Origin of the sequence: Paenibacillus sp. LBL (assembly GCF_029893715.1) — a bacterium.
Classification (GTDB): Bacteria; Bacillota; Bacilli; order Paenibacillales; family Paenibacillaceae; genus Paenibacillus_AQ; species Paenibacillus_AQ glucanolyticus.
Genome location: NZ_JARXYU010000011.1, coordinates 124,953 through 151,000, shown reverse-complemented (window position 1 = coordinate 151,000; position 26,048 = coordinate 124,953). Strand labels below are relative to the sequence as shown.

Annotated in this window: 22 protein-coding genes and 1 pseudogene; 11 read left to right on the top strand and 12 right to left on the bottom strand. The window is 50.6% G+C overall.

What is annotated here, in order from left to right; genetic code table 11:
- Positions 1-64 precede the first annotated feature (64 nt).
- A complete protein-coding gene (locus M2277_RS21520; RefSeq protein ID WP_006207200.1) occupies positions 65-1,498 on the bottom strand; it encodes a PTS mannitol transporter subunit IIBC in 1,434 nt (477 codons plus the stop codon).
- 427 nt (positions 1,499-1,925) lie between these two features.
- On the opposite strand from M2277_RS21520, the pseudogene M2277_RS21515 reads away from it, so the two are divergent.
- Together M2277_RS21515 and M2277_RS21510 are read left to right on the top strand one after the other, a co-directional pair.
- Positions 1,926-2,502: pseudogene (locus M2277_RS21515) on the top strand (sigma-70 family RNA polymerase sigma factor).
- A 121-nt stretch (positions 2,503-2,623) separates the two neighbouring features.
- On the top strand, positions 2,624-3,547 hold the full coding sequence (locus M2277_RS21510; RefSeq protein ID WP_006207201.1) for a hypothetical protein: 924 nt from the start codon (positions 2,624-2,626) through the stop codon (positions 3,545-3,547).
- Positions 3,548-3,670: 123 nt separating this feature from the next.
- Here the strand turns inward: M2277_RS21510 and M2277_RS21505 are convergent, their stop codons facing one another.
- Together M2277_RS21505 and M2277_RS21500 are read right to left on the bottom strand one after the other, a co-directional pair.
- Positions 3,671-5,293, bottom strand: a complete 1,623-nt coding sequence (locus M2277_RS21505; RefSeq protein ID WP_200860812.1) for a glycoside hydrolase family 9 protein — start codon at positions 5,291-5,293, stop codon at positions 3,671-3,673.
- Positions 5,294-5,514: 221 nt separating this feature from the next.
- Positions 5,515-6,210, bottom strand: coding sequence for an FHA domain-containing protein (locus M2277_RS21500; RefSeq protein WP_234972727.1), 696 nt, complete (start codon positions 6,208-6,210; stop codon positions 5,515-5,517).
- Between the two features lie 192 nt (positions 6,211-6,402).
- Between M2277_RS21500 and M2277_RS21495 the strand changes: the two genes are divergently transcribed.
- From M2277_RS21495 to M2277_RS21480, 4 genes are all read left to right on the top strand, one after another.
- A complete protein-coding gene (locus M2277_RS21495; protein ID WP_280755490.1) occupies positions 6,403-7,389 on the top strand; it encodes a glycerophosphodiester phosphodiesterase family protein in 987 nt (328 codons plus the stop codon).
- A 228-nt stretch (positions 7,390-7,617) separates the two neighbouring features.
- A complete protein-coding gene (locus M2277_RS21490) occupies positions 7,618-8,358 on the top strand; it encodes a hypothetical protein (protein WP_006207205.1) in 741 nt (246 codons plus the stop codon).
- Between the two features lie 41 nt (positions 8,359-8,399).
- Positions 8,400-9,677, top strand: a complete 1,278-nt coding sequence (locus M2277_RS21485) for a polysaccharide deacetylase family protein (protein WP_006207206.1) — start codon at positions 8,400-8,402, stop codon at positions 9,675-9,677.
- A 196-nt stretch (positions 9,678-9,873) separates the two neighbouring features.
- Entirely contained in the window at positions 9,874-10,989 is a 1,116-nt protein-coding gene (locus M2277_RS21480; protein ID WP_006207207.1) for a glycosyl hydrolase family 8, read from the top strand.
- Positions 10,990-10,996: 7 nt separating this feature from the next.
- Here the strand turns inward: M2277_RS21480 and M2277_RS21475 are convergent, their stop codons facing one another.
- The 5 genes from M2277_RS21475 to M2277_RS21455 form a co-directional block, all read right to left on the bottom strand.
- Positions 10,997-11,710 carry a sulfite exporter TauE/SafE family protein gene (locus M2277_RS21475; RefSeq protein ID WP_006207208.1) on the bottom strand — a complete coding sequence of 238 codons (714 nt, stop codon included), beginning with the start codon at positions 11,708-11,710 and terminating at the stop codon, positions 10,997-10,999.
- A gap of 35 nt (positions 11,711-11,745) precedes the next feature.
- Positions 11,746-12,087 (bottom strand): zinc ribbon domain-containing protein YjdM, encoded by a 342-nt coding sequence (locus tag M2277_RS21470; RefSeq protein ID WP_006207209.1) that lies wholly within the window; start codon positions 12,085-12,087, stop codon positions 11,746-11,748.
- Positions 12,088-12,220: 133 nt separating this feature from the next.
- Positions 12,221-13,237, bottom strand: a complete 1,017-nt coding sequence (locus M2277_RS21465) for an SDR family oxidoreductase (protein ID WP_006207210.1) — start codon at positions 13,235-13,237, stop codon at positions 12,221-12,223.
- Between the two features lie 190 nt (positions 13,238-13,427).
- Positions 13,428-13,928, bottom strand: a complete 501-nt coding sequence (locus tag M2277_RS21460) for a cupin domain-containing protein (protein WP_006207211.1) — start codon at positions 13,926-13,928, stop codon at positions 13,428-13,430.
- Positions 13,929-14,180: 252 nt separating this feature from the next.
- A complete protein-coding gene (locus M2277_RS21455; protein WP_006207212.1) occupies positions 14,181-14,717 on the bottom strand; it encodes a hypothetical protein in 537 nt (178 codons plus the stop codon).
- Positions 14,718-14,824: 107 nt separating this feature from the next.
- Here M2277_RS21455 and M2277_RS21450 point away from each other — a divergent pair, with 107 nt between their 5' ends.
- Together M2277_RS21450 and M2277_RS21445 are read left to right on the top strand one after the other, a co-directional pair.
- Positions 14,825-15,739, top strand: a complete 915-nt coding sequence (locus tag M2277_RS21450; protein ID WP_006207213.1) for a phosphatidate cytidylyltransferase — start codon at positions 14,825-14,827, stop codon at positions 15,737-15,739.
- Between the two features lie 76 nt (positions 15,740-15,815).
- Positions 15,816-16,580 carry a catalase gene (locus tag M2277_RS21445; RefSeq protein WP_234972729.1) on the top strand — a complete coding sequence of 255 codons (765 nt, stop codon included), beginning with the start codon at positions 15,816-15,818 and terminating at the stop codon, positions 16,578-16,580.
- Between the two features lie 403 nt (positions 16,581-16,983).
- Here M2277_RS21445 and M2277_RS21440 read toward each other — a convergent pair whose 3' ends face one another.
- The gene (locus M2277_RS21440; RefSeq protein WP_280755489.1) at positions 16,984-17,973 is read right to left on the bottom strand and encodes a sensor domain-containing diguanylate cyclase; all 990 of its coding nucleotides are present in this window, start codon (positions 17,971-17,973) and stop codon (positions 16,984-16,986) included.
- Between the two features lie 52 nt (positions 17,974-18,025).
- Positions 18,026-18,820 (bottom strand): alpha/beta fold hydrolase, encoded by a 795-nt coding sequence (locus M2277_RS21435; protein WP_006207217.1) that lies wholly within the window; start codon positions 18,818-18,820, stop codon positions 18,026-18,028.
- A 462-nt stretch (positions 18,821-19,282) separates the two neighbouring features.
- Here M2277_RS21435 and M2277_RS21430 point away from each other — a divergent pair, with 462 nt between their 5' ends.
- The 3 genes from M2277_RS21430 to M2277_RS21420 are packed head-to-tail and all read left to right on the top strand — an operon-like array spanning position 19,283 to position 22,922.
- Positions 19,283-20,635: a glycosyltransferase family 2 protein gene (locus tag M2277_RS21430; RefSeq protein WP_280755488.1), complete on the top strand. Its 1,353-nt coding sequence runs from the start codon at positions 19,283-19,285 to the stop codon at positions 20,633-20,635.
- A 29-nt stretch (positions 20,636-20,664) separates the two neighbouring features.
- Complete coding sequence (locus M2277_RS21425; protein ID WP_006207218.1) at positions 20,665-21,756, top strand: acyltransferase; 1,092 nt, start codon at positions 20,665-20,667, stop codon at positions 21,754-21,756.
- Between the two features lie 5 nt (positions 21,757-21,761).
- Positions 21,762-22,922: a glycoside hydrolase family 18 protein gene (locus tag M2277_RS21420; protein WP_006207219.1), complete on the top strand. Its 1,161-nt coding sequence runs from the start codon at positions 21,762-21,764 to the stop codon at positions 22,920-22,922.
- Positions 22,923-23,116: 194 nt separating this feature from the next.
- On the opposite strand, the gene M2277_RS21415 is transcribed toward M2277_RS21420, so the two are convergent.
- Both M2277_RS21415 and M2277_RS21410 read right to left on the bottom strand, forming a co-directional pair.
- The gene (locus tag M2277_RS21415; protein ID WP_006207220.1) at positions 23,117-24,109 is read right to left on the bottom strand and encodes an aminoglycoside phosphotransferase family protein; all 993 of its coding nucleotides are present in this window, start codon (positions 24,107-24,109) and stop codon (positions 23,117-23,119) included.
- A 273-nt stretch (positions 24,110-24,382) separates the two neighbouring features.
- Positions 24,383-25,861, bottom strand: a complete 1,479-nt coding sequence (locus M2277_RS21410) for a protein adenylyltransferase SelO (protein ID WP_006207221.1) — start codon at positions 25,859-25,861, stop codon at positions 24,383-24,385.
- Between the last annotated feature and the right edge of the window lie 187 nt (positions 25,862-26,048).

Sequence of the window (26,048 nt, the reverse complement as noted above, 5' to 3'; positions counted from 1 at the left end):
TTCTTCATGAAATGGAGACAACGCCGGCGTAATTACGCCAGCGTGTCATATGATGCAGAACTATTTAGTCTTTGAGTCGTTCCACCAGCTCATCATATCTCGGACTCTTCAGGAAGTTGTCGATCGAGATATGCTCCGCATTCGGATTCTTGGCGATGGCCCGCTCCGTGAGTGTCTTCTGGGTGATGACAATATCCGCGTCATCCGGTATTTCACTTACAGCCGAGTTCACAACGGTAATGTTGACACCCGCTTGCTGCAGTTTCTTTCTAAGCACCGAAGCGCCCATTGCGCTGGAGCCCATGCCGGCATCACAAGCAAACACGATTTTGTTCACATTGTCTTTATCCAGATTGGCAACAGCCGCAGAAGCAGGAGCAACTTGGTCGTTCATGCCGCCGGTTTTCATTTCCTTCATTTTGGCGGATGCTTCTTCAAGATTCGGCTCTTCTTCTGTCTGTTTGCCTGTTTTCAGCAGCAATACCGCTACGATAAAGGACACAATCGTTGCAACAAGGACACCTGCCAGCACCGGAATCAGGCCGCCCTTAGGTGCCATGGCGATGTAAGCAAGGATGCTGCCCGGCGACGCAGGACCCGCCAATCCGGCTCCAAGGATCTGGAAGGTGAAGGTTCCGGCAACACCGCCCGCAATCGCGGCCAGAATCAGAACCGGCTTCATCAGAACGTATGGGAAGTAAATCTCATGAATACCGCCCAGGAAGTGAATCACAACAGCGCCCGGCGCGGAGGATTTGGCAGAGCCGCGTCCGAAGAACCAATAGGCGAGCAGGATACCGAGCCCTGGGCCTGGATTCGATTCCAGCATATACAGTACAGATTGGCCAAGGCGTGCTGATTCCTCCGAGGCGATTGGACTGAAAATTCCATGGTTGATTGCATTGTTTAGGAACAGCACCTTCGCCGGCTCAATGATAATGTTAACGAGCGGCAGCAGGTTGGCATTGACCAGTACGTCTACACCAGCCGAGAGTGCTTTGGTGATTCCCTGTACCAGCGGCCCGATTCCGGTGTAAGCCACTAGGGCCAGCGCGCCCCCGATAATACCGAGCGAGAAGTTGTTGACCAGCATTTCGAAGCCGGATTTGATTTTGCCGTCAATCAGCTTGTCGAATTGCTTCAATACCCAAGCTGCAATCGGACCGACAATCATGGCGCCGAGGAACATCGGGATATCCGCCCCGACAATGACGCCGATCGTTGCCACAGCACCGATGACTGCACCGCGCTTGCCGTGAATCATCTGTCCACCCGTGTAACCGATCAAGAGCGGGAGCAGGTACGTGATCATCGGGCCAACCAATTCCCCGAGTTTCTCGTTAGGGAACCAGCCGGTCGGGATGAACAGAGCCGTAATCAGACCCCAAGCGATGAACGCGCCGATATTCGGCATCACCATGCCGCTAAGGAGACGGCCGAGCTGCTGTACCCTTACGCGAATGCCTTTGGAAGCGTTTGTATTTGTCTCGTTGGACATCGTATTGACCTCCTAGTCATATTTGAACAATAAATCTGAATATTGTGTTGTCGCCTTGCTCTGACATCTATATGTTAAGTCAGCCCGGCAAAAGGCTCAACGAAAGGAAAAGCGGGTTTCGTCAAGAATATTGTTGACAACTTTTAAAAGGATCATGTCGTTTTTTTGAAAATACATGATGGCTCGCGTTTTCATTCGAAGATTCGCATGACCGCACCACCCTGTAAATTCCAATTTTATGAGTGATATTACCCTGCCAATGGGCGAATTTCACGGAGCTCGTACACCTATCTTCCTAAGTTCAACGAACCGATAGCTGTCCTCTTGCGCTTTAGCCTTGTGCAAAAAAATAAGAAGAGGGACCGAACCTTTTTCTGCCATAGAGACAATATAGGGTGTAAGCTGCTTACCCAGGAGGGCCCTCTGAATGCAAAGTGAATACATGTACCAGCTACTTACACAAATGAAAGATGGGCATCAACAGGCGTTCCATGCGATGTATGATGCTACCTACCAGGATGTCTACCGGACCGTTTCCTTTCTGGTGGATTCACCCGCAGGATCGGGAAGATGTCATGAATGAGATCTATATGCAAATGTGGACCTCGCTTGCAAACTACGATACGAACCGGCCATTCCACTTCTGGCTGCACGGCTTGGTGATCCGACAAGTGCAGAGATTTCGGGTTAAGAGCTGGCGGAGATTCCGAATTTTTGAACGTATCCGCGCCTTCTCGCGGGAAGAGTCCCACTGGGATCAGCCCGCCGTGTTCATGGATGAGACGAACCAGATGATATCGAAGGCAATCCAGCAGCTGACGGACAAACAGCGTACGGTGATTATCCTCCGTTTTTTTCACGACTATGCTCTTGAAGAAATCGCGACATTGCTCGAAATCCCCCTGGGAACAGTCAAATCCAGATATCATGCAGGCCTTACGGCCCTGCGAAAGAACTTACGGAATCTCCCCCCGGAAAGGATGGAAAAAATCAATGCCTATTGAACACAAAATCCGTGAACATCTGCACAAAAAGGCAGAGGCTATGGCGTGTCCCCCGGACATTTCCAAACGAATAGAACAATCCTATTCACAATACTTCCAACCCAAAAGGAGCAAAAAAACGATGAAAAAAAGATTCATTAGCGGAATTGTTGCCACGGCGATTCTGATTCCAACTGCGGCATTTGCGGCTCCTCCCCTAATCGAGATCCTTACCAGAACATCCATGACTACCGAACAGATCAAGTCGGATGAGGTTGGCAATGCAGCGCTTGAGAAGCTGTATAGCGCATTTCCCGAAACCAAATCGTTCGAGATGGTCAATGCAAGCACCGTTCAAGACGTTCAAACCAGCATCATGCTGCGGGAAAAGGGAGGGACGGGCAAAACGATTACCCTTCATATGAACAGTGTGTCGGGTACGATTGAACACGTGATTCAAGAGAACTGGGAGCCCAAGGAGAAGCCGCTCATGGCTCTGACCGATCAGGAAATCAAGGCAAAGGTAGATGATCTCATCAATAGAATGTATGGCCCCATCGAAGATTACGAGTTTGCTATGGAGCCAATGGACAACCCGGATCAAAAAACGTGGATGCTGAATTACAGCAAAAAGGGAGCCAGTGAGCCGTTCTATCAGATATTTGTGCATGGCAATACCATCAGTGCTTCTCGGATCGGAGGTAAGGCTGCGCCTTCCAACGCTGAAGTAGAAGGTTTCTTCACCACGAACGGTAAGCCGGATTATTTTGCCGATACCTTCTTGAATGATGCAAAACTGTTTGCCCTATTAGGAATGAGCGCAACAGAATTGAAAGAAGAATTGGCCAAAGGGAACTCCGTTGTGGAGGTTGCTGCCTCTAAAAATGTCTCAAAACAACAGGTGATCGATGTCATCGCCCAAACACAGGTTGATGCACAAATTCAAGGAGAGCATCATGGCGATGCTCCAACAGGCAAAACTTCAAATGAACAAATGCTAAAAGCTGTCGAACCGAAAGTATTGCATGTGATTGAGCACAAAAATGAAGCACCGTCGAAGAAATAACGAATCAATCGTTTGTGATAATCCATGTACCCGGCATGCCGGACCAGATTGGGAACTAGTAAAAAAGAAACACCGGAGACTCTCTTTGGCGTTTCTTTTTCCTCTGTGCATTCCCTATGTTTCCTATACAAAATGGGATAATACCAACACAGCCGGCGAGTTCCAATAGATGGTCACTTCGTTGGTAGAGTAACTCTCCATCACATCGGCAAAAGAAGCTGCCGGCGCCTTGCCTGCCAAGTGCTTAAGCGCATAATCATCCTGAAGCCCCTTATTCGGACCGCCTGAGACGAGACCGGGAACGGGCTCCTTAACGCCATCTCCTTCGGAAGGGCGATGATGCGGATACAGGATCGGCTTCGCCCCGTACCCGGTGACGTAACTCATCCCCATCACGTTAGCTCCGAACAAATAGTGTACATGCTCATGTACATGGGACTCATAGTCTTCGGTGCCGGACAATCTGCCCGCTATCAGCAGGAGCATCGCGTGATTTAATACCAGCATGTTGCTGCCCCAGATGTATTGATCCGGATGAAGTGAAATACCGTACCCGTCCCGTTCACTGACCGCGGCAAGCTCGTCCGCACGTTGAATTAAACCCCGCATCAAAACTTCCGCCAATTCCGGGTCTTCTTCCCGCTCCGACATCAGATAGGCAAAGGTTCCATAGCCGCCCATGTCGGCCCAGCCCAGTTCATATTTACCGAAGGCATTCTGCTTGGCTAACGCTTGGAAAGCCTCATGGTAACGCCTTTCACCCGTGGTGCGATACAGCTCGGCCGCCGCCCAGTATCGTTCATCAGCATCCTGACCGTCACCGTATTCACCCGTAGCAATATCCGCCGGGTTGCGGAAGCCCGGCATATCCGGATGTTCCGCCAGCCATGCCCAAGCGCGTTCTGCCGCCTTCAGGCAGCTGGCAGCGAAGGGCTCGTCGTAAGGGGCGTAGATCCGCGCCGACATTGCCATAATGGCAGCATAACAACCGGTTGCTGTCGCCGATATCGGCGACAGGTACAGTGCGGCCGTATCGGCCTCCGGCATGACGTCTCCTCCCGGGAACTGCAAAGTCGTGAGCTTGTGGAACAGCCCTCCCGACTCCTCATCCTGCATGCGCTGCATCCACTCCAGCTCATACCGGCATTCATGGAGCACATCCGGCATGGCGCCGTCACTTTCCGGCAATGGCAGCGGCTGTGCAAATGCCTCCGGGTACAGCTCGAAGGCCAGCAGCAGATCGGCTACCGCCTTGGCGCCCGGAACGACATACTTGCCATAGTCCCCGGCGTCATGCCACCCTCCCCAGGCATCCACTTGCCTGGATTCCTCTCCATAAACGATGGCAGGTGCGAGATGACACGCTTCATGCTTCCATGGTCCAGCATGCAACTCGTCCAAGGCCATCCCGCACCGGAAGTAATAAAACGCTTTCAATAATGCGCGGTGTGCATCCTCATAGACTGACTCCGCAATGACAAAAGGAGCCGAGGTCTGCCCATCCTCCGTTTCGATCCGGTAGGTGCCTGGAGCTTCATACCCCGTGAAATCTCCCCGGCTTACCGTCTGCCCACTGGCAGCATCCACGATGGCAGGCGATGTGCTCCCATGCCAAACCGTCTCGCCGTTCTGATCATCTACAAGATGATAACGGCCTCCCTGACCAGGGATAACCGCAATCTTGGTGTCCTGGCTCCGGTAGCCCAGCTGGTTAACGGCAATGCCGATCGGTTGTTCATGCTTCATCTTCATGCTCCCATACTCATCCTCTCTGAATGGTCCATTCAAAATTCTATGCTGTTACACTTCGATACACATCATCAGGTTCCCTTTCGCTATCCATAATCCTTGAAAATAAATGGCTTCACTCTTCCCCATTGCCGTAAATTCAGCTAAAAAACAGGCTCCTCCCGCAAAATGAGGAAGAGCCTGCCTGTCTGTTTTTTATCTGAATTGTGCAAACCTGATTACCGCTCATCTTCGGACTGAAGGATATAACCCTTTCCACGGATGCTCTCAATCTCCAGAATATTCCGCGTCTTCTTGCGCACCCGATAGATCAGCGCGTTCAGCTCCTCCGAGCTCACGTCGGGCACTTCGTCCGTGCTGCAGCTTCGCTCGGGCCACACGTAGGTCTTCAGCTGCTCCTTGGACACAAACTGGCCTTGATGATGAATAAGCAGCTCCATGCACTTGTACTCTTTTTCCGAAAAAGCGTACACGTCTTCGCCGTATACCATCTCCTGCTTAAAAGGGTTCAGCTGAAATCCGCCGGACGTCTCAATAGCGGCCAGATGTTTGATCAGCGGCGTGATGTCCATCGTCTCATCCATGCTCAGAATCGAGAAGGACAGCACGATAAGATCGCCCGCCAGCACAATGATATCCCCATGCTGAAGGGGAACTTCCTCTTGAGGAGCCAGCCGCTCCTTATTGACATAGGTTCCATGCTTGCTGTCCAGGTCCTTAATGCTGAAATGCCCGCTTCTATACAGCAGCGCCGCATGCCGCCGGGACACAAAAATATTATCAAACGCAATATCCGGATGAAAGTGCTGCCCCTTGCGGCCAAGCACCATCATCGGTTTGGTTAACGGTATTACGTCTCCACGCTCGTAGGGATTCCCCCGCTCCACCATCAAAAAGGAGGATTTGTCCATCATGCTCCCTCCTGTTTCCTTAAATTACCTATCGTATTTATCAGTTCGCTATTATGCAATTGTCATGCTCCAGCCATTGAGTATGCGCCCAAAATCACTAAGATTTAAATAAGAGAAAGAAATAGAGAACTTAGAGAGAGAAGTTAATCAAATCTACTATACTGCTTATTGTAAACGATTTTGGGGGATTGGATCATGCGAACACTAAAAAGATGGAAGAATATCATACTGTTTTTTGTCGTTCTGTTTGTATTTCTATTTGTTAATAATACATCGCTATTCACCGAAGACCGTCATGGAGAGCCGCTGCTGCTGGCCCATCGCGGGCTCGGTCAGACCTTCCCGATGGAGGGCATTGAGGCTGACACTTGCACCGCTTCCCGCATCTATGTGCCGGAGCATGCCTATCTGGAAAATACCCTTCCGTCCATGGAAGCTGCGTTTGAGGCCGGTGCCGATATCGTGGAGCTGGATGTCAAGCCGACCAAGGACGGTCAGATCGCTGTGTTCCATGACTGGACTCTGGATTGCCGCACCAATGTGGAGGGCTCGGTCAAGGATTATACCATGGACCAGCTGAAAAAAATAGACATCGGGTATGGCTACACGGCTGATCAAGGGGCCACCTATCCGTTCCGCGGCAAGGGCGTGGGCCTGATTCCATCATTAGAGGAAGTGTTAACGGAATTCCCGGACGGGGAATTTCTTATCCATATCAAAAGCACAGACCCAGAGGAAGGGAAGCTGCTTGCGGACTATCTGGCCGGGCTGCCGCTGAAGCGTCTTAGCCAGCTGACCGTTTACGGGGACGATCAACCGATTCGTACGTTAAAATCGCAGCTGCCTTCTCTGCGCGTCATGTCGATGCATACACTCAAGAGCTGTCTTGTATCCTACGCCGGAGCCGGCTGGAGCGGTTACATTCCCTCGGTCTGCCGCAACACCCAGCTGCACATCCCGGAGAAGTATGCCCGCTATTTATGGGGCTGGCCCGATAAATTCCTGAACCGGATGGACAGCATCAATACGCGCGTCATCCTGGTTGCCGGAGACGGGGGCTGGTCGGAGGGCTTTGACTCCGAGCTGGATCTGCAGCGGCTGCCAGACGATTACAGCGGCGGAATTTGGACGAATCGGGTGGATGTCATCGCCCCGAAACTGATCATTCAGAAGCCTGAATAGAGGAGTGCAGCATCTGCACATCCTTTTTTTCTATCAGAGTCCCCGCTCTTTCGTCCATAAGGAACGGCTGATTTGCCGCTTTCATGCCCCCACAACGCTGTGGGGCTTTTTTTTGTTTTCACAAGGGAACAGGGCAAAGTTTTTAGGGTGTTTTTACCGATGACTATTAGTAGGGTCTTTTACTCTAATCTCATATGACATTCATTGAAATATATAGGAGTTGATATTTTGGCCAGGGAAACAGAAAAAAAAGGTATGGTCTGGTTTAAGAATGCTCGCTCGAATCAGAGCCAACCCGAGAAGAACAACACCGAATACCAGGAGATCGCCGCAGCGGCAGAAGAGGAAACGGCTTATTCCGTAGAGGCTGAGATGCCTGCTGCAGAAAGCAATAAACATCTGTTCTCCAAGGATAATCAGGACAAAATCGGCCTTGACGTCATTGTGTCCATCGAGAACATGCTGAAGGAACGCCAATTGCTGTCTTATAAGAATAAAGGCTTGGAGGACCAGCTCTTAACCGCAAACGAAACGATTAACCGGTATAAGCACGAGCAGATCAAGAGAGATCAGCTCGTTCAGGAGAAGAACAAAGAGATCCGCGAGCTCGAGAATGTGCTGACCAACAAACAGATGAGTTACGACCAGCTGCTTGAGGACTACAAGGAATATCAGCTGACATCGAACCTGGCGTACGAGAAGCTCTCCAACCAGCTCGAAACGGAGACCGCCAAATATAACAAGCTCTATGAAGAGGCTAACCATTCACAATATCAAAGCATGCTCAAGATCAGCTCGCTTGAAGAGAAGGTCCGCGAGCTGGAGATCGCAAACGAGAAATATGCGGAGCAATACCAGAATATTCTGGATGATAAAGCCAGACTGATGCAGACCATCAATGATTTTACCGAGAAAATGTCCTTCTCCTTCTCACCGAAGACATCGGCTTCCAGCACATCATCTGAATAAAGACAGCCCGTAATCTAACATCTAGAGAAAGGGGGGCCATCATGTCAGACTCCTATGGAAAAGTCATTGAACTGCTGGCTATCGAGAGGGATTCCGAAGTCTTCGGTCTACGAATCAAGCTGTCCTTCACTGAATCGGCAGAACTAATATGGATCACTGATACCGATACCATCGAGAATATAGCAGCCGTGTCGGAATTCAACTGGATTCACAAATACCGATTATCCTTGCAAACCGTATGGGATGTAAATCAACAGCAATACATGGGTTTAATTACGCGTACATATCGTGATCATAGTGATCGGTTTCAATTCGCGTGCTCGGTTTCTTTCAGAAACGAATTAGAGTCGATTAAGAATGCAAGGCGTTTGGATGATCTACATACTTTGCCCTTCCTGTCTGCGTATCGATCTGAGCCTGATGAACCCATAGCAGTACCGATCGAGGAGGGTACAGACGCCCGACGTTCCGGAAGGAAAAGGCATCGGCTTCCGCTTAAGCTGGTAAGCGCAACCATGATGAGTTTGATCTTTGTGTTGTTATTAAGTTCATTTAATTACTCAGATCCAAGTGGCATTCCGCCCCGCCAAGCAACAACGGCCACGGTGGAGGTAGAAACGGTCATCCAGCTGCTGGCCGAGAACCGACATGCGATAATGGCTAAACCCGTAGCTTCGCTGGAGGAGGAAACTGAGAAACAGCCGGAGGATCATCATCTTCCTTCTGACACCGTTCCATATCTGGAGCTTGATGAGTTTATCAGCTTCAGCATTCCCAAAGGCTATGTAGCTCTAACATTCGATGATGGACCCTCCAAGCACTCCGTGGATATCATGAACATCTTGCAAAAATATGGAGTGGGCGGCACGTTCTTCTTTGTGGGCACCAATGTGAAAAAACATCCCGATTATGTCCAGGCTATCCATGCCAATGGATTTTCGATCGGCAGCCACTCCATGACCCATAGCCAAATGTCGAGCCTATCCTATAAACAGCAGGAAATGGAACTGACCCGCGTGGCTGAACTCATTGAGAATATTACGCACGAGAAATTGGTGCTCTTCCGCCCGCCTTACGGGGCGTTTGATGGCCAGACCGAAGCATTAAGCCGTCACCAAGGCAACAAAATGGTGCTCTGGAATCGGGACCCTGAGGATTGGCTGACTCGCGACGAGGATAAAATCCTGGATTATGTCCAGCACATCGAGGCTTCCGGCTCCATTATTCTTCTGCACGAATCGCAGGCGGTTGTGGATGCCTTGCCGCGAATCATTCAGCATCTGCAGGATCAGAGTTTGAAGATTGTCCGTTTGCAATAGTCGATCCTATGCTTATACATAAGGGCTGTACCCTGGATGTTTTGTACTTCAAACATCGGGTACAGCCCTTTTTGGGGTATAACAAAGCTTATGATCAACAAAGGCTATAATCAAAAAAAGGCTGTATGCAGCCATCCCCAGCTCTTCTTAAAGGCATTGGCACGCAAGTGTAGAATAGTATGTTCGAGGTGAACCTATGACAAAGCGATTTTCGAACCGCAAGAAAACCATTCTTGCAATCACCGCCACCCTTGCTTTTACCGGCATCTTTTTTATAACTTATTCCATCCTTCAGAACAGGGAGAACCCCGACATGACCGCTGCGTTTATCGAAGAACATATGCGGAACGATAACGGTACGCTGGCTACCTATCTCAAGCCGGCTCCTTCAGAGCACCCGGATATCGTTGCAGGCAGAGAAGCGTTATCCGAGTCACTCGGGCTCTGGATGCAGTACGCCATCCTATCCGGTGATCAGGCAAGGTTCGATGAGAGCGTTCAACTGCTTACAACTTATTTCCTTCACCAGGACAAGGAGACCTATATCCGGTGGAAGCTTAGACCGGACGGACGATCCGACGTAACCACGAATGCGCTGGGCGATGATCTGCGAATCCTGGACGCCTTGCTGAAGGCATCCAGACTGTGGGACAACAACGAGTCCTATCTTCCATTGGCAAAAAGGATCGGGTCGACATTGCAGGCCTCCTCTCAAACCAAAGGATATTTGGTGGATTATCATGATTTTGAGCGGAATGAATCGCCCGCCGTGTTGAGCCTGGTTTATGCAGACATATCCGCACTGCGGGAGATGGAGCAGATCGGAATTCTGTCCAGCCAGGATTATGCACGATATCAAGACCTGCTGTTCCATATGCCGAATGACGGCGTCTTCTATCCCAAGACCTTTCAGATCGGCTCCGGCCAATATGAATACGACACCTCGGTCAATCTGATTGACCAGCTGATCGTTGGCATTCACCTGGCGGAGATGAACCATCCGCCGAGGGAGCTTATATCGTTCCTCAAGGAAGAGTTCCAGCAGAACGGACAGCTGGTTGGCCGCTACCACCGGGAGACCCGCAAGCCGGACGCGGCTTATGAGTCCCCTGCTGTCTACGCTCTAGCCATAATTCTCGCGCTGAAAACGGATGACCTCCCTTGGGCACAGCAATTATACGATCGTATGACCCAATTCCGGAGCCAAGATCCCGCTTATCCGGGAGGTTATGTATTTGACGGCAATACGCATGCTTTTGATAACCTGTTTCCCCTGCTCGCAGAGGCGATGCTGAAGAACACGGCACGATAACTCTTCATTACAGGCTCTCGATCAGCATGTACACACCCGTAAAGATTAAGATGATGTAGGTGAAGATTTGAAACACCCGCTGGTTGATGACGTTGAATAAACGTTGTCCGATGAACAGCCCGGCGAAGACCAAGGGAAGCGCGATTCCGCTGGACATCCAGACCGTCTTGCTCGTTCCCGCCACCGTCACCTGAATGATCAGGCTGAGCGAATATATGAACAAATAGAAGGCCAGGGTTGTCCCTCGAAGCTTGGCCTTCTGCGTATCCGTGCCGGAGAAATATAACAGTAACGGCGGGCCTGGCATACCAATACTGGTTGTCAGAGAGCCCGATAGTCCTCCCACTGCCAAATCTCTGCCCCGGTTCTGGCGGATTCTAAACTTCAGCATCAGCAGCGCGGTTAGGGCCAGAATGATGAGGCTCACGCCTAATTTCAAAGCATCGATATCGATGAGTGAGAACACGATGATCCCTGCAGGCAGACCGGCTGCGCTTCCGATGACCAATCTTTTTAAGATGCCATAGTCGATATCCTTGCGAATCTTGGCGATCAGCGCAGCTGAAATCACAAGGGATAGAACCAGGTTGATCTGAATCGCTTCAGCCGGCTGGAATAACAGCAGCAGAAACGGAGTAGCCAGGATGGAGAAACCAAATCCGGTGCTGGTCTGGAGTATGGATGCCACAAGTATAATGAACACGAACAGAACAATATCCACGTTACACCTGCTTTCTTCACGACTGCGGGCACGATTTAAATCTTTTTCACAAATTCCGATTTCAATTTCATCGCGCCAAATCCGTCGATTTTGCAATCGATATCGTGATCGCCGTCAACCAGACGGATATTTTTCACCTTGGTGCCTATTTTCAGTACGGAGGAGCTGCCCTTTACTTTCAGATCTTTGATCACCGTTACGGAGTCACCGTCGACCAGGACATTTCCGTTCGCGTCTTTCACGATCCTGGCCTCTTGGTCATGCTCCGCTTCAGACTCCAGGGTCCATTCATGGGCACATTCAGGGCAAACCAGAAGATTCCCGTCTTCATACGTATATTCTGAGTTACATTTCGGACAATTCGGCAAATTCGACATGATTTCATATTCTCCCGTTCTTGTTTATGTTTCAACATATCGTACCATTCTAACATATTCCTTCTTTTATAAAAGACTTAACGGAAATCCGCAAAAAAAAGGACACCCCTCGGTCGGGGTGCCCTTGATAACACTATTCGTTGACAAGAGACTTCGCTTTCTCCAATGCGGAGATCACCTTGTCACACCATTCATCAAACTCCGCATCCTCCCGCTGCAGCTCCGGATGGGACAGAATATGGCGCACCGTCTGCTTGATACCCTGATCCGCGCGAATGGCTGCCACGAAGTCAGGAGCCAGCCGTTTCAGCTTGCTGTTATCAAACACAACGCTGTTGGCTTTATCACCCCATAACGAGCCGCGGAAATCCTGCGTGCTGGTGGCATCCAGGAACTCGGAAGACACATGGACCGCATTCAGCTGTACGCCAAGCGCATCCGCAATGATTCCGTAAATCTGATTCCAGGTGAGCGACTCATCCGACGTGATGTGCACCGACTCCCCAATGGCATGAATGTTGCCCATCAGGCCGATGAAGCCTTTGGCAAAATCGCTGTTGTGCGTCAACGTCCACAGGGATGTTCCATCTCCATGAATAATAACGGGTTTATTCTCCAGCATCCGCTTCACGACCTGCCAGCTCCCCTTGCTGCCATGAACACCAAGCGGTATCGAGCGTTCATCATACGTATGGCTCGGTCTAACGATCGTAACCGGAAAGCCTGTCTCGCGGTACTGCTTCATCAGATAGTCTTCACATGCTATTTTATTACGGGAATATTCCCAATACGGATTCGATAATGGCGTGCCCTCGGTAATGCGATAATCGGACAAAGGCGTTTGATAGGCTGAAGCCGAGCTGATAAAAATAAACTGCTTGGTTCGCCCTTCAAACAGGCGGTAATCCCTCTCCAGATGGGCTGGTTCAAAGGCGATGAAATCAGCCACCACGTCAAAATGCAGGTCCGAAACGAGCTGTGCCACATGATCCTCATCATGAATATCAGCTTGCAGCACATGCGCTCCCTCCGGCAGCGCGTCATTTCGATTCCCCCGGTTCAACAGATAGAGCTCACACCCCTGTTCCAGCAGCTGCTTCGTGATTGCCGAGCTGATCGTTCCGGTCCCTCCAATAAAAAGCGCTTTCATATACCGCACCTCCACTAGCAGAATTGAAAACCATGTACCCAAACCTTCCATTATTTAAGATAGCATGGGCCAAGTTCCATTACAATTTCCTGTATATAAAAAAAGAGGCCGCACCTGCCCTGCGCACATGCGCAGTCTTAGTGCCGGCCTCCCGATCTCTTTACTTCCCATACGGCGGTTATCGATCTTATCATTTCACCCATTTATGCAGCAGCGGTCCTTCCTTGCCAAATACCGGGTCGGTATCCGGGACGGGGACACTTCTGATTTCGTGGATGGCCTGCGCGCGATCCGTCGGGTTCCGCTCCCTCAGATTCGGCGTGTTCCCTTCGGGATAAGCACCAATCACTTCAAAATCAGGGCTGCTGCTCAGCTTCATATGTGCAGTACCTGCCGGCAGCACAATCACATCGCCTGAAGAAATCTCCAGCCTCTCCCCTGCGTCACCGCCCACGAGGACGGTCGCGCTTCCGGACCTCACGCCCAGAACTTCGTGCGTGTTGCTGTGATAATGATGATAATCATATACGCCGCCTGCCCAACTCCCGCTCCATTGATGCCGGTTAAAGGCTGCCTCCAGCCCGCTCGGGTCATCCGCGAACACGCCATTGTATACAATGACGGGCAGCTCAGGATTGTTAGGGACCTCTCCATCATCGTTCACGAAAAAAGATCTGACATGGACTTCCATGATCATCCGCTCCTTTTAAGTTCATCGGTGCACTCGTAGTACCAGTACCCCGGGCGAGCGGCGCTCAAACAATAAACTCTGTTGAACCTCTCCCCAATACACCCTCGTCTCATAATCAAAAAACACGTGGCCCTCCTGCTCATTCCGATCAAATATACTGCGCAGTTCCTTCATCATCGGATCGTGATTCGGATGTTCGGGGAGGGGAGCGTAGGAGGAGGATTGCAAGCGGCCGCACACTTGCCGCGAAGTTCAAGCCTCGTACTCGCTGAGCTTTCCTTCATATATCAAGTTCAGGCGCTCGCTTTGGCGAAAATCGTCCGGCGTTACCAGGGCAGGCAGCTTATCCCACAGCCTGACGCCGGATCGGTGCAGAATCTCTGCCACAAATTGCGAGCAGAAGTAGGAATTGCTGAACTCAATCGGTTCCTTGAGCGCGATGCCCAGCACACCCAATATATTATAAAAGTATTTTTTGTCCTTTCGGATGAAGGCCTGCAAGACCCGCTTCATTTTCTCGATGTCGCGTTCAGACACCCGAAGCTCATAGATGACACATGTCGTATTGGGGTACTTACTGAACGTTCCCGTCCTCAGATCCTCCTTCACAAACCCGCCGTTCAGCGGGTTGTTCGGATTCTTTCTTCCGAAGCTATATAACTCCGACAGCTCCCGGTTAAAGGAGATCGAAGCATGATTGTAAGGTGCTCTCGTATAGCCCTGAATGACTTTTGTAAAGAGCGTTCCGGTATTGGTAAGCAGTATAAAGACCGATCGATCGTCTACCATTTACGAAATTTCCCCTTATCAATTTGGAGTTATTCCTTCATAATAACATATGATTCCTGCAGCAGAACGAAAAATCCTACCCGTGACAAGTTGGTGATGATAGGCATATGGAAAGCTCGATACTAACCTTAATCCTGATATTCTCCGTCCTGTCGGTCATTCAGCTCCTCTATTATGTGATGAGCAAGACGCAGCCGAATATCGATTATACCGATGTAGGATTCCGCATCAAAACCTGGTGGGGCATGCTGGTCATCTTCTGCCTGGCGACGTTTCTGAATCCCGTCGTTTCTCTGCTATCCCTAATGGTGCTTACTTTCTTTACGCTCAAAGAATATTTCTCCATGATCAAAACAAGAAAAGCCGACCGCCGACTGTTCCTGTGGGCGTACTTAACCATACCTGTCCAGTTCTACTGGATCTATATCGAATGGTACGGCATGTTTATTGTATTCATACCGATTTATGTATTCCTGGTGCTGCCGCTCCCGCGATTGATCAACAAAGGTACCGTCGGGTTCATGCGCAGCGTCAGCTCGACCCAGTGGGGTCTGATGCTGATGGTGTTCGGGCTCAGCCACCTGGCCTACTTCCAATTTGCGTCGCCCCAGTATGGAGCAGGACTCGTGCTGTTTCTCGTTGTATTAACACAGCTCAACGATGTGGTGCACACCATCGCTTCCCTCTATTTTGGCAGACGCAGAATCGTGCCGACATCGAACCCCAACCTGACTTGGGAAGGCTTTGCCTGTGCGTTTCTTGCAACAACAGGATGCGCCTACCTCATCTACCCCTATCTGACGCCGCTCAGCCCGACCTTCGCCCTCTTATCCGGCATGCTGATCAGCCTCAGCGGCTTCTTCGGCAGCTTGACGGTATCGGTGCTGAAGCGGGATCTATTAATCGGCGACGACGGACGGTTCGATGCGTTGAAGAAAAGCTACTTAAGCCGGGTGGACAGCCTGACCTACACCTCGCCGATCTTTTTTCATTTCATTCGTTACTTCTACGAATTCATGTAGATTCCCCTACTCTCATAAAAAACAAGTTAATGGGGCACACTCTCGTGGTAATTAATGACAACGCGAGGAGGAAGAGATGATGACAGACGCGCAGTCTGGCCGTACTCATCCGGTTCCGGATTCTGCTCCATCCGATATCACGTCGCAAACGGTGAATGCCCTTGAGGATCTGTCCGGCGTGCATCCCGGCTACCGCCGGGCGCATGCCAAGGGATTCTGCTGCCGTGCCAGCTTCCGGTCGAGCGGCCTGGGCGCAGCCTTTACCACGGCCCCTCATATGCAGGAACAGGCGGAGACGCCCGCAATCGTCCGCTTCTCCGGCGTTTCAACCAACCCGGCCATGGCTGACCTGTTATCTCCGGCCAAAGGGATGGCCGTCCAATTCACCCTGCCTGGGGGCGATGTTACTTACTTGGTAGGGGCCACGGTGCCGGTCTTTTTTGCCCGTACACCCGAATCGTTTCTCGACATCATGAAGACCGTTAACGAGACTCGGGAAGGCGAGCGGGGACCGATAGATCTGATTCGAGAGATCATCACCCATTTCTCGGAGAGCAAAGAAAGCCTGCTGGCTGTAAAACTTCTAAAGCCGCCGGCCAGCTATGTTGCCTGTCATTATTATTGCATCCATGCCTACTTGTTCCTCGACTCGCAGGGAAATGCCCGGCCCGTGAAATTCGAATGGCTGCCGGAAGGCGGTGTGGAGACGCTGTCTATCAAGGAAGCCGCACAGCAGCCAGAGGATTATCTGATGGACGAGCTGCACCTTCGCCTTGAGACAGCGCCAGCCTGTATTCCAGCTGGATGCCATTTTCGGGGAAGCTGGCGATCCCACAGATGATCCTACCCGCGCATGGCCGGACGACCGTAAACGAGTCATCCTTGGCCATCTCTACGTCACCGACATCATCGAGGAGCCCGAGGGGCTGCTCATGGACCCCACGGTCATGGCGGAGGGCATGGCGCTGTCCGATGACCCGATTCTGCACTTCCGGCACAGCACGTACACCGACTCGTACAACCGGCGCAGTGCCGGACAGTAATTCAAGCGGTGTTTGGGGTCCGCCTTGCCCGGTAAACGTCTGCCCTGAGGGACGAAGTCTCTGGCTGCTCGCCACTTGGCGAAGCATGATGAAGCGTGCGAGACGACACCCACCTGAAATACTCGGATAAACCTGAAAAGCCATAACCATGCGAGCCTTAGCTCACCTGGGTTATGGCTTTTTGTAGCGATACCGTCATTATTAGTGCGAATACCCGGGAAGCTTCAAATCCACATGATGGGTGACCTGGTTTCTACCGTTTTGCTTGGAGGCATACAGGGCCTGATCCGCTTTTTGCAGGAGTGCCGCCTCCTCCGGCGTCGCTGTGATCATGCCGATGCTGATAGTAATGCTGCCTGTTGTCCAGATGGCATCATTGACTGCGCGCCTGAACTGCTCCGCAATCTCCCTTGCTTCCGCCACATCCAGCCCCGGCAGAATCATCACGAACTCTTCCCCGCCATAACGGGCCACGACATCTCCTTCACGTGCACAGGATTTCAGTATACCCGCTACATCAACCAGAACCTCATCTCCCACCGCATGTCCCCATGTGTCGTTCACGCGCTTGAAATAATCGATGTCGATGAGGAACAAGGAGAATGGACGTCCTGATTGGTTGTAAAGTCTCAGCTGCTCTTCGAGCTGCTCTTGAAAGAACCTGCGGTTCTTCAGTCCTGTCAGCTTGTCCGTATTCGACAATTCGACCAAGACCGCATTAATCTCCATCAGCTCCGTCTGCTTCCGTTCAATCTCCATATGAATATGCTTCAGCTCGCCAAGCGCCCGATCCTTCTCCCAATACGCTTCCTCAATCTGCCTCTTGGCCGTCCTCAGCTCCATCTCATAATCAATGCGCCTTCCCATCTGCACCAGTACGCAGTCCAGCCATTCTTCGCCTTCCCGCTCAAACCGTCGACCATTCAATATGAAGGGAACAGAATCGCCCCGACTGTTCTTTAAACGGATAAACAGCTCTTCCACATGTCCGTCAAGATGGATATGCGGATAGAAATAGGAGTGGAATATCAGCTTGTTTGCCGTCGACATCATGGCTTCAAAATGCTTCTGCACCACGTCTTCTTCAAGGTATCCCATCATATGAAGGAAGGTTTGGTTCACCTCTCTTACGAGGCCTTGCTGGGTTATGGAAACATAACCGCAGGGTGCATATTTCAATCGCTCATCCATTGCTTATTGATCGATCCTTTCCGTACGAGCCCTCATCCTTAGATATACACGCTTATTTCAGATACTCCTGAATTATCGTAATGGTTTCCTCCGGATGACTGATATGCGGATAATGGCCTTTTGCCTCCATGAGGCGGAATGTACTGTTATGGAGGTGTTTATGTAAATATTCGCCGGCTGCAATCGGCACGATGCTGTCATCCGAACACTGCATAATGAGCACAGGCACGGTAACGCGAGACAATTCGTTCCGGCAGTCCGAGAAAAAGGTCACCTCGGCAAACTCTCTGGTAATCCCAGGGTCTGTGGAGATGAAACTTCGTTCCAGTTCTTTGGTCAGCTTGGGAAGCTCTGGATTGTTCATGGCAATCGGCGCGAGAAAGCTCGCCCAGCCCGCGAAGTTCATCTCCATCATCGCCAGCAATTCGGTCACATCGCTTTTATCAAAACCCCCAACATACCCGTCACCATTCAAATAGCGGGCCGAAGGTCCGATCATGATTAATTGTTCAAAATAGTCCGGCCGCTGGATGGATGCCAGCATCCCGATCATGGAGCTCACGGAATGACCTATGAAGATAACGTCCTGAAGCTGCAGCGCTTCCATAATATCCAGCACATCCTGCATGTACCCGTCCAGGCTGCTGTACCTCTCCGATGTATACGCCGATAGATCGGATCGTCCCGAGCCTACGTAATCGAACAGCACGATGCGATAGTGCGGCTCGAAGGCAGGCAAGATATATTTCCACATGCTCTGGTCGCAGCCGAATCCATGCGCCAGCATGAGTGTGCGCTCCCCTTCTCCTATCACTTTCACGTTGTTTCGTACAACAACCTCATTCATGTCCTGAACTCCTCTATCATCTTCTTCTCTACCATTCTAAGGGACCCCCTGTAAATATCAAGTCATTCCTGAAGAATGGCGTCGATTTAAGTCCAGTTCTATCGAAGTTACACGAAATGTTCCAGAATGCATTCCTCGTTAAATCGCTTTAGCCGCCTAAAATATAGAAAGATGCACCAAAACAGAGGCTATACTCGAAAAGCATCTATGTATTCGTTTTCTTGCTCCATAGCGCGGTTTTACTTTTGGGAGCCAATTACGATAGTTTATTACATAAGATGTTACATGGGTTTATATGGAATGAAAGGTTGTAAATGGATGATATTATCCCTGCGCAACCAAATTTACCCCTTGACATTGATCGATATAGAGAAAGCGCCGATTCACCTCAAACCCCATAGAGTTGGCGCACCATACTGGTCTTCATCACACAGAGAGATAGAGAAGAGAGGAGTGAGGAGTTTGGAGTACTTTTTTTATGGATTAGCCGGTGTATTCCTGGTGTTTCAAGCCCTGTATACGGTAATTCCGCTGCTATGCAGCAAAGTGAAGAAGCTGAATGCGGATATGGACGAAAAATCAATTTCGGTGCTCGTTCCCGCCTACAATGAGGAGCTGACGATCCGAAATTGCATCGATGCCATGGCCGGTCTGCATTACAGCAACTATGAGATCATGATCATCAACGACGGCTCCAAGGATGGGACGATGTCCACGCTTGACGAGCTGCTGGATTTACAGCCGGATGACAGGCCGGCAGACAACAAGCTGACTTATAAACCGATCAAAGGATTCTATCGTTCCAATCTCTACCACCATATTTATGTTATCGACAAGCAGAATGGCGGAAAAGCGGATTCGCTGAATGCGGGCATCGATTATGCCGCCTCGGATATCGTGATTACCCTGGATGCAGACAGCATGCTGGAAGCCGACTCGCTCAAGTATGTGAATCAATATTTCCATGATGACGACATCATTGCGCTTGGCGGTACCGTCAAGATTGTGCAGGGTGCTGTGCGGGATGAGAACGGTGCGATTGTGGAGAAATTTCGTGGAAAAGGGCTCATTAAGAGCCAGATCATCAATTATACGCACGGCTTCTATGTCCGCAAACTTACGCAATCGCATTTTAATTCGATCGTTGTGATTTCAGGTGCCTTTGGTGCCTTTTACAAGGACGTTCTGGTCCATGTGGCCGGCTTCCGCAGCACGGTAGGCGAGGATATCGACATTACCTTGAAAATTCATGAATATATCAAAGCCAATCGACTGAAGAAAAAGCTGGTATACGCGCCCGAAGCGGTATGTTATACCGAATGCCCCGAGAATCTCCAGAACTTCTATAAGCAGCGGATTCGCTGGCAGAAGGCATTTGTTGATTGCATCCTGATCTACTGGTCCAGGCTGTCCCAGAAATTCAGCGTCAGCGTGAGCCTGTTTTTTGCTATTGACGGGTTTATGCTGGGAACCCTCTCGGCATTTACCACGATATTTTATCTGGGGCAGACGCTGATCTTTGGCGGAAACCTGCTGCATGCCATCCTGTTCCTGCTTATAAGCGTGCTGCTCAATGCGGCCCAGGTCATCATTTCCTTGTACTTATGCCGTAAGTACGGCAGTACGTATACGTTTATGGATTATATGAGAATGTTCCTGTTCAGCCAAGTGGAGCTGTTAACCTACCGGAATTTGCTGCTGTACATCAATATTGCGGGCACATTTAAATATTTTGACAATGATGAGGGCTGGGGCTTCGTGGAGCGGAAAGGCGTTGCTACCATCAGCCAGAACATCGCCGCAGGATCGAATTAAGTCATGAAGAAGGAGGCTGCTCAAACAGCATGGTTCCAAATAAAAGAATCGTATACGTAGATATTCTAAGAATTCTATCCATCGTTGCCGTCATTATATTGCATTATACAGCGGAGGTGCTGACCAGCACGAATGACTTCAATTCCTCCTCATGGTGGATCAGCAACGGGTTTAATTCCATTTCCCGCTTCGCCGTGCCGGTATTCTTCATGATCAGCGGCGCCATGATTCTCCGAACCCAAATCACGACCTACCGGGAATTCTACGTGAAGCGCGTGCTGCCGCTGCTCATTCCCCTCCTGACCTGGTCGCTCATCTATGGCTTGTACAATCAGTACTACATTATGAGAAGCCGCATGAACGCCTATGAGTTCGTGGTCGATTTCGGTTATCGGCTGCTGACCGACCGGAATTATGTGCATCTCTGGTTCCTGTATGCCATTATTGCCATCTATATGACGGTACCGCTGATCAGCAAGTTTATCAAATCCTGCAGCGAGAAGGATCTCAGGTACTACCTGCTGTTATGGTTTATCGTCAGCATTGCGTATCGCTTCATCTCGGACACGGTATTCCGGGCAACTGATCAATATATTAACATTCCGATTATGAACATTCCGTTCTTCATGGGATTCCTGGGCTATTTTATACTGGGGTACTATCTGTTCCATTACGAGCTGCCGCTAAAGCTCAAAAACATATTATACAATCTGGGCATCGTCTCGTTCTTCCTCACGCCGGTAGCCACTTATTTTGTCTCGCTGCGCAGCGGTGTGCTGGATGAGATGTTCTACGGCAACTATTCCATGACCACCTTCTTCATGGCGGTCGGCTTGTTTGTTTTCTTCAAGGAGAAGGAAGCCACGATCAGCGATCAAGTAAACCACAAAATCCAGAAGCTGATCAGTTCGGTCTCCAGGGCCAGCTTCAGCATCTATCTGATTCACCTGCTGGTGGAGATGATGCTGTCCGGCAGAACCGAGGTCGAGGCTACGTTTCTGGAAGCGTCCCTCAGCCTGATCGTGAATATCTCCATCATCTTCGCCATCAGCTACATCACCGTCAAGGTGCTGAACCTAAGTAAAACGGCAACCTACATTCTATTCGGCGGGCGGGGTTAACTACGATGAGAATAACGATATATACCAAGATGTTTATCGTGCTGCTGCTTGGGGGCATGGGCTTATATTTCTATCAGATCTCCTCGGCGGAAGACCGGAAGATAACGGCTGTATACGTGGAGGCCTGGCAGGACTACAAGAATATCAAGCTGTCAGAGAAGGGCGTCGACATCGCTTTTATCGCTTTTGCCAAGATTAAGGGAACGGACCTCTATTTCCATGAAGACAGCACCACCAACAACCAGATCAAAGAAAATATCAAGAATTTGAAAAAGCATAATCCGAAGACCCAGATGGTGCTGGCGATCGGTGGCTATGGTGCAGACGGCTTCTCCGATGCTTCCCTGGACGGGAACCGCTATCTGTTCACGGAAAGTATCATCCATATGGTCAAGGAGCTGGATCTCGACGGGGTAGATATTGACTGGGAGTATCCGGCATTCCATGCCTGGAATACACAGAAAGCACGCCCTGAGGATACGAAGAATTTCACCAGTCTGATGAAGGAACTGCGGGAGAAGCTGTACCGTCTGCCCCATAAGAACAAGAAGTACCTGCTGACCTTCGCCTCGGGGACACAGGATTGGTATTTCGACAATGTTGAGGTCAAAAAAGTGGAGAAATACGTGGATTACATCAACGTGATGACCTATGACCTGACCGGCAAGTGGTCGGACACCACAGGGTTCAACTCCAATCTGTACGTGGACAGCAGGGGGAAATCCAAGCACTCCATCGACGGGATCATCTCCATGTACCTGGACCACGATATCGACAGCAGGAAGCTGCTGCTGGGTGTCCCTGCCTATTCGTACGGCTGGAAGAACGTCAAGGAGGTCAAGGGCAGCAAAGATGGTCTCTTCGCACCCGGAACGCCGATTGACATCGACAAGGTAAATCTCAATTACAAACAGATCGAGAAAGCCTACCTGAACAAAAACGGCTTCAAGCGTTATTATGACAACAAAGCCAAGGCCGCCTACCTCTTTAACGGCAATACCTTCATCAGTTACGAGGATAAGGAGGCCTTGCAGGAAAAGGTCAACTACATCCAGAACAAGGACCTCGCCGGCGCGATGGTCTGGCAGTACTCCCAGGATGCGGAGGACGGAATCATAACATTCCTGACCGAGCATTTGAACGAGAAGCAACAGGCCTCCAAGTAATAGAGCGAGGTTTGAGCTTCTTGAGCCAAGCGCCGATCACCACTACTAACAAAACAGCCGATGATTGCATGACATGCAGATCATCGGCTGTTTATGCTGTTGCAGGTGTTGCAGGCTCCGGTAAGTGCTCATTACGGCACCGTTGAACCGTATTGTAAGTCCGATCCGCCTGCCACGGCCACCCTCCTCGAGGATCATCTCCATTCCTCTATGAATCGCAGGGTGTTCCGGGCATGGTAATCGGCCAGGCTTCGAGCAAAGGCCGGATCGGGAAACCCGCGGTGAAGCAGCTTCAAGCCGCCCGAGGTTAGCGAGATGTAGTGATGCAGGCGGTAGAATAACATTCGGTTCGGATCCAGCCCGGTTGGTCTGAAATACCGGTAGCTCTCTCCGAATCGAAGCTCAAGAAACGTATGTTCATGCTCGGTGTCGAAGAATTGCGCACCTTCAATATCAATAAGATACGGCTCGAAGCGTTCCGTGACCAAGACGTGGTCCGGTCCCAGCTCCCCATGGATATAACCGTACCGCTTACGGGAATCTATTCTGGATTCAAGCTCATTCAATATAGCAATCAGCCTGTCGTGATGGTCTCGGATCGCTGCATGATGCAAGACAACGTATGAGAGCTGTTTCTTGGCGTTATCCAGCTGCATAAGATGGCACGGCTCCTGGCGCCGCCCTTCGCTTGGATCAGGTTTTCCATAGATCTGTCTTTGATGTGCATGCATACCTGCGATCATGTCGCCCAGCCGCTCCAGCACCTCATCTTGGACCCGTTGATCCGGGTGCTGAACATAAGCCTCCGCCTTCTGTCCCTCGATATACTCAACAAGAGCATAGTCAAACGGGTAACGGCTCTGTTTCGTATGGACATGAAGGTCATACAGAGCAGGTGTTAAAATGCCGTGTTCCCTTAGCCATCTGTTATTCATTTCAAACGAATAAGCGCCAAAGGACCGTTCGTGCACATCATGCTCGTTCGCTATTTCTTCCTGAAAATAATTCATCGTTAAATCCCACACATACAGCACGCAGACAAAACCGTTATCGCAATGAATCTTATAGACGACCTTCTGCGCGCCACCATGCATCCTCGTCACTTCCGCCACAACATAACCGGTACCCAGAACCTTCTCGACATACTCCTGTAAATCCGCTTGATCGAGATGACAAGTCCACCCCATGAAACCACGCTCCCGTTCATTTGTTTTGCCGGCTTCCTCACTCTATGGTATTTCCGGGCAAAAATATAGACTGTTTCTTTCGGTTCTGCTATGATGTTGAATAAGGTCTCGAATAAAATAGCCATACGATATACAGCCCTTGGACTCTAGGTCCAGGGGCTTTTTTGTGTTGTATTTGAATTCATGCGGAATTCGGAAGTAACAGATGGACAAGGCTGAGCCCATATAAAAAAGGGTCAAGCAAGAAGCTTCCTTGCTTGACCCTCTATTCCCTTACGTTCCGCAATAGGTCCGGTAAGGACGGGACCCCTTAGGCACGACTGCATATTCCGCCTGCTCCGGGGAATGCGCATAAGGCTCTGCCAGAACGTCCAGCAGCTCTTGCATCACGCTGTAGTCCCCTTCCTGCTCTGCTGCTTCCAGCGCTTCCTCCACCCGATGGTTGCGCGGAATGACGGCAGGATTGCTGCTGCGCATAAGCTCGCGGGCATCATCCCACGATTCCTGCTGCCTGCCAAGTCTGGCCTGCCAGCGCTCATACCAGGAGGCAAACTCCGGTGTGCCTTGCAAAGGCGTGTCCTCCAGCTTATTAAAGGTTAAAGCACGGAAGGTGTTGGTGTAGTCGGCCTGATGATTTTTCATCATCTTGAGAAGATCCTCAATCAAGGCTTCGTCTTCCTCCTCCATATGAAAAATTCCCAGCTTGGCTCTCATGCCTGCGAGCCACTGCTCATGATACAGATCGGTAAATGCGCCGATGGCACCCTCGGCCAGCTTGACAGCCTGCTCCTCCTCCTCATGCAGCAGCGGCAGCAAGGCCTCCGCCAATCGGGCAAGATTCCACGCCGCAATATAGGGCTGGTTGACATAGGCGTAGCGCCCTTGGGAATCTATAGAACTAAATACCGTATTGGGATCAAAGGTATCCATGAAAGCACAAGGACCATAATCAATCGTTTCGCCGCTCAGGGTCATATTATCGGTGTTCATGACCCCATGAATAAAACCTACGAGCTGCCACTTGGCAATAAGAGCGGCCTGGCGCTTGATAACTTCCTGCAGCAGGACCAGATAGCGGTTAGCACCAGCTCCAGGCTCTGCATCCGGGTAATGCCGCTGCAGGGTATAATCCGCGAGAATTCGCAGATCCTCGGTTGTCCCCGCCCCCCTTACATACTGAAACGTACCGACGCGCAGATGGCTGGCCGCTATGCGGGTCAGAATCGCACCCGGCAGATCCTTTTCACGCGTAACAGGCTGACCGGTGGACACGACCGCCAAGCTGCGGGTGGTCGGAATACCCAGGGCATGCATGGCTTCACTGATGATATATTCGCGCAGCATCGGGCCTAGAGCCGCCCGGCCATCCCCTCCACGGGAATATGGTGTCCGGCCTGAACCCTTAAGCTGAATATCCACCCGTTTGCCCTGCGGCGTGAGCTGTTCGCCCAGCAGAACCGCCCGGCCGTCACCGAGCATCGTAAAATACCCAAATTGGTGCCCGGCATAGGCCTGTGCCAGCGGCAAGGCTCCTTCGGGCATTTCGTTACCCGCCAACACGGCTGCACCCTCCGGGCTTTGCAGTGCCTTGGCGTTTAAACCAAGAGATGCCGCCAGTGGCGCATTAAGCACAATCAATTCCGGTGCACGCACAGGCGTGGGAGCCTGTTTTGTAAAAAAAGTTTCCGGCAATTGAGCATAACTGTTGTCTAAATTCCAACCTATATCTATCATGGCTTTCTTGTCTGTCATGGGATCTCCTTCTTCACGCAGTTTAATGATGACGATATCTACCCTACTTATTATTTAAACACAAGTCGCACTTTATAGGGTTTTACTTTCGAGAATTAATTATTCTGCGGACCCATGCCCCATCCCATATATTAAAAAATCGCTGCCGAGGACATCCCGACAGCGATCATTCACATTCTAAAATAAA

What these genes read in the sequence shown, in the direction of transcription:
- M2277_RS21505 (WP_200860812.1), bottom strand. Translation starts at nt 5,293, where the DNA reads ATGAAGCATGAACAACCGATCGGCATTGCCGTTAACCAGCTGGGCTAC.
- M2277_RS21440 (WP_280755489.1), bottom strand. Translation starts at nt 17,973, where the DNA reads ATGGATGAGCGATTGAAATATGCACCCTGCGGTTATGTTTCCATAACC.
- M2277_RS21500 (WP_234972727.1), bottom strand. Translation starts at nt 6,210, where the DNA reads ATGATGGACAAATCCTCCTTTTTGATGGTGGAGCGGGGGAATCCCTAC.
- M2277_RS21415 (WP_006207220.1), bottom strand. Translation starts at nt 24,109, where the DNA reads ATGGGGTGGACTTGTCATCTCGATCAAGCGGATTTACAGGAGTATGTC.
- M2277_RS21510 (WP_006207201.1), top strand. Translation starts at nt 2,624, where the DNA reads ATGAAAAAAAGATTCATTAGCGGAATTGTTGCCACGGCGATTCTGATT.
- M2277_RS21425 (WP_006207218.1), top strand. Translation starts at nt 20,665, where the DNA reads ATGGTTCCAAATAAAAGAATCGTATACGTAGATATTCTAAGAATTCTA.
- M2277_RS21480 (WP_006207207.1), top strand. Translation starts at nt 9,874, where the DNA reads ATGACAAAGCGATTTTCGAACCGCAAGAAAACCATTCTTGCAATCACC.
- M2277_RS21495 (WP_280755490.1), top strand. Translation starts at nt 6,403, where the DNA reads ATGCGAACACTAAAAAGATGGAAGAATATCATACTGTTTTTTGTCGTT.
- M2277_RS21435 (WP_006207217.1), bottom strand. Translation starts at nt 18,820, where the DNA reads ATGAATGAGGTTGTTGTACGAAACAACGTGAAAGTGATAGGAGAAGGG.
- M2277_RS21465 (WP_006207210.1), bottom strand. Translation starts at nt 13,237, where the DNA reads ATGAAAGCGCTTTTTATTGGAGGGACCGGAACGATCAGCTCGGCAATC.
- M2277_RS21470 (WP_006207209.1), bottom strand. Translation starts at nt 12,087, where the DNA reads ATGTCGAATTTGCCGAATTGTCCGAAATGTAACTCAGAATATACGTAT.
- M2277_RS21455 (WP_006207212.1), bottom strand. Translation starts at nt 14,717, where the DNA reads ATGGTAGACGATCGATCGGTCTTTATACTGCTTACCAATACCGGAACG.
- M2277_RS21420 (WP_006207219.1), top strand. Translation starts at nt 21,762, where the DNA reads ATGAGAATAACGATATATACCAAGATGTTTATCGTGCTGCTGCTTGGG.
- M2277_RS21520 (WP_006207200.1), bottom strand. Translation starts at nt 1,498, where the DNA reads ATGTCCAACGAGACAAATACAAACGCTTCCAAAGGCATTCGCGTAAGG.
- M2277_RS21445 (WP_234972729.1), top strand. Translation starts at nt 15,816, where the DNA reads ATGATGACAGACGCGCAGTCTGGCCGTACTCATCCGGTTCCGGATTCT.
- M2277_RS21410 (WP_006207221.1), bottom strand. Translation starts at nt 25,861, where the DNA reads ATGACAGACAAGAAAGCCATGATAGATATAGGTTGGAATTTAGACAAC.
- M2277_RS21450 (WP_006207213.1), top strand. Translation starts at nt 14,825, where the DNA reads ATGGAAAGCTCGATACTAACCTTAATCCTGATATTCTCCGTCCTGTCG.
- M2277_RS21485 (WP_006207206.1), top strand. Translation starts at nt 8,400, where the DNA reads ATGTCAGACTCCTATGGAAAAGTCATTGAACTGCTGGCTATCGAGAGG.
- M2277_RS21460 (WP_006207211.1), bottom strand. Translation starts at nt 13,928, where the DNA reads ATGGAAGTCCATGTCAGATCTTTTTTCGTGAACGATGATGGAGAGGTC.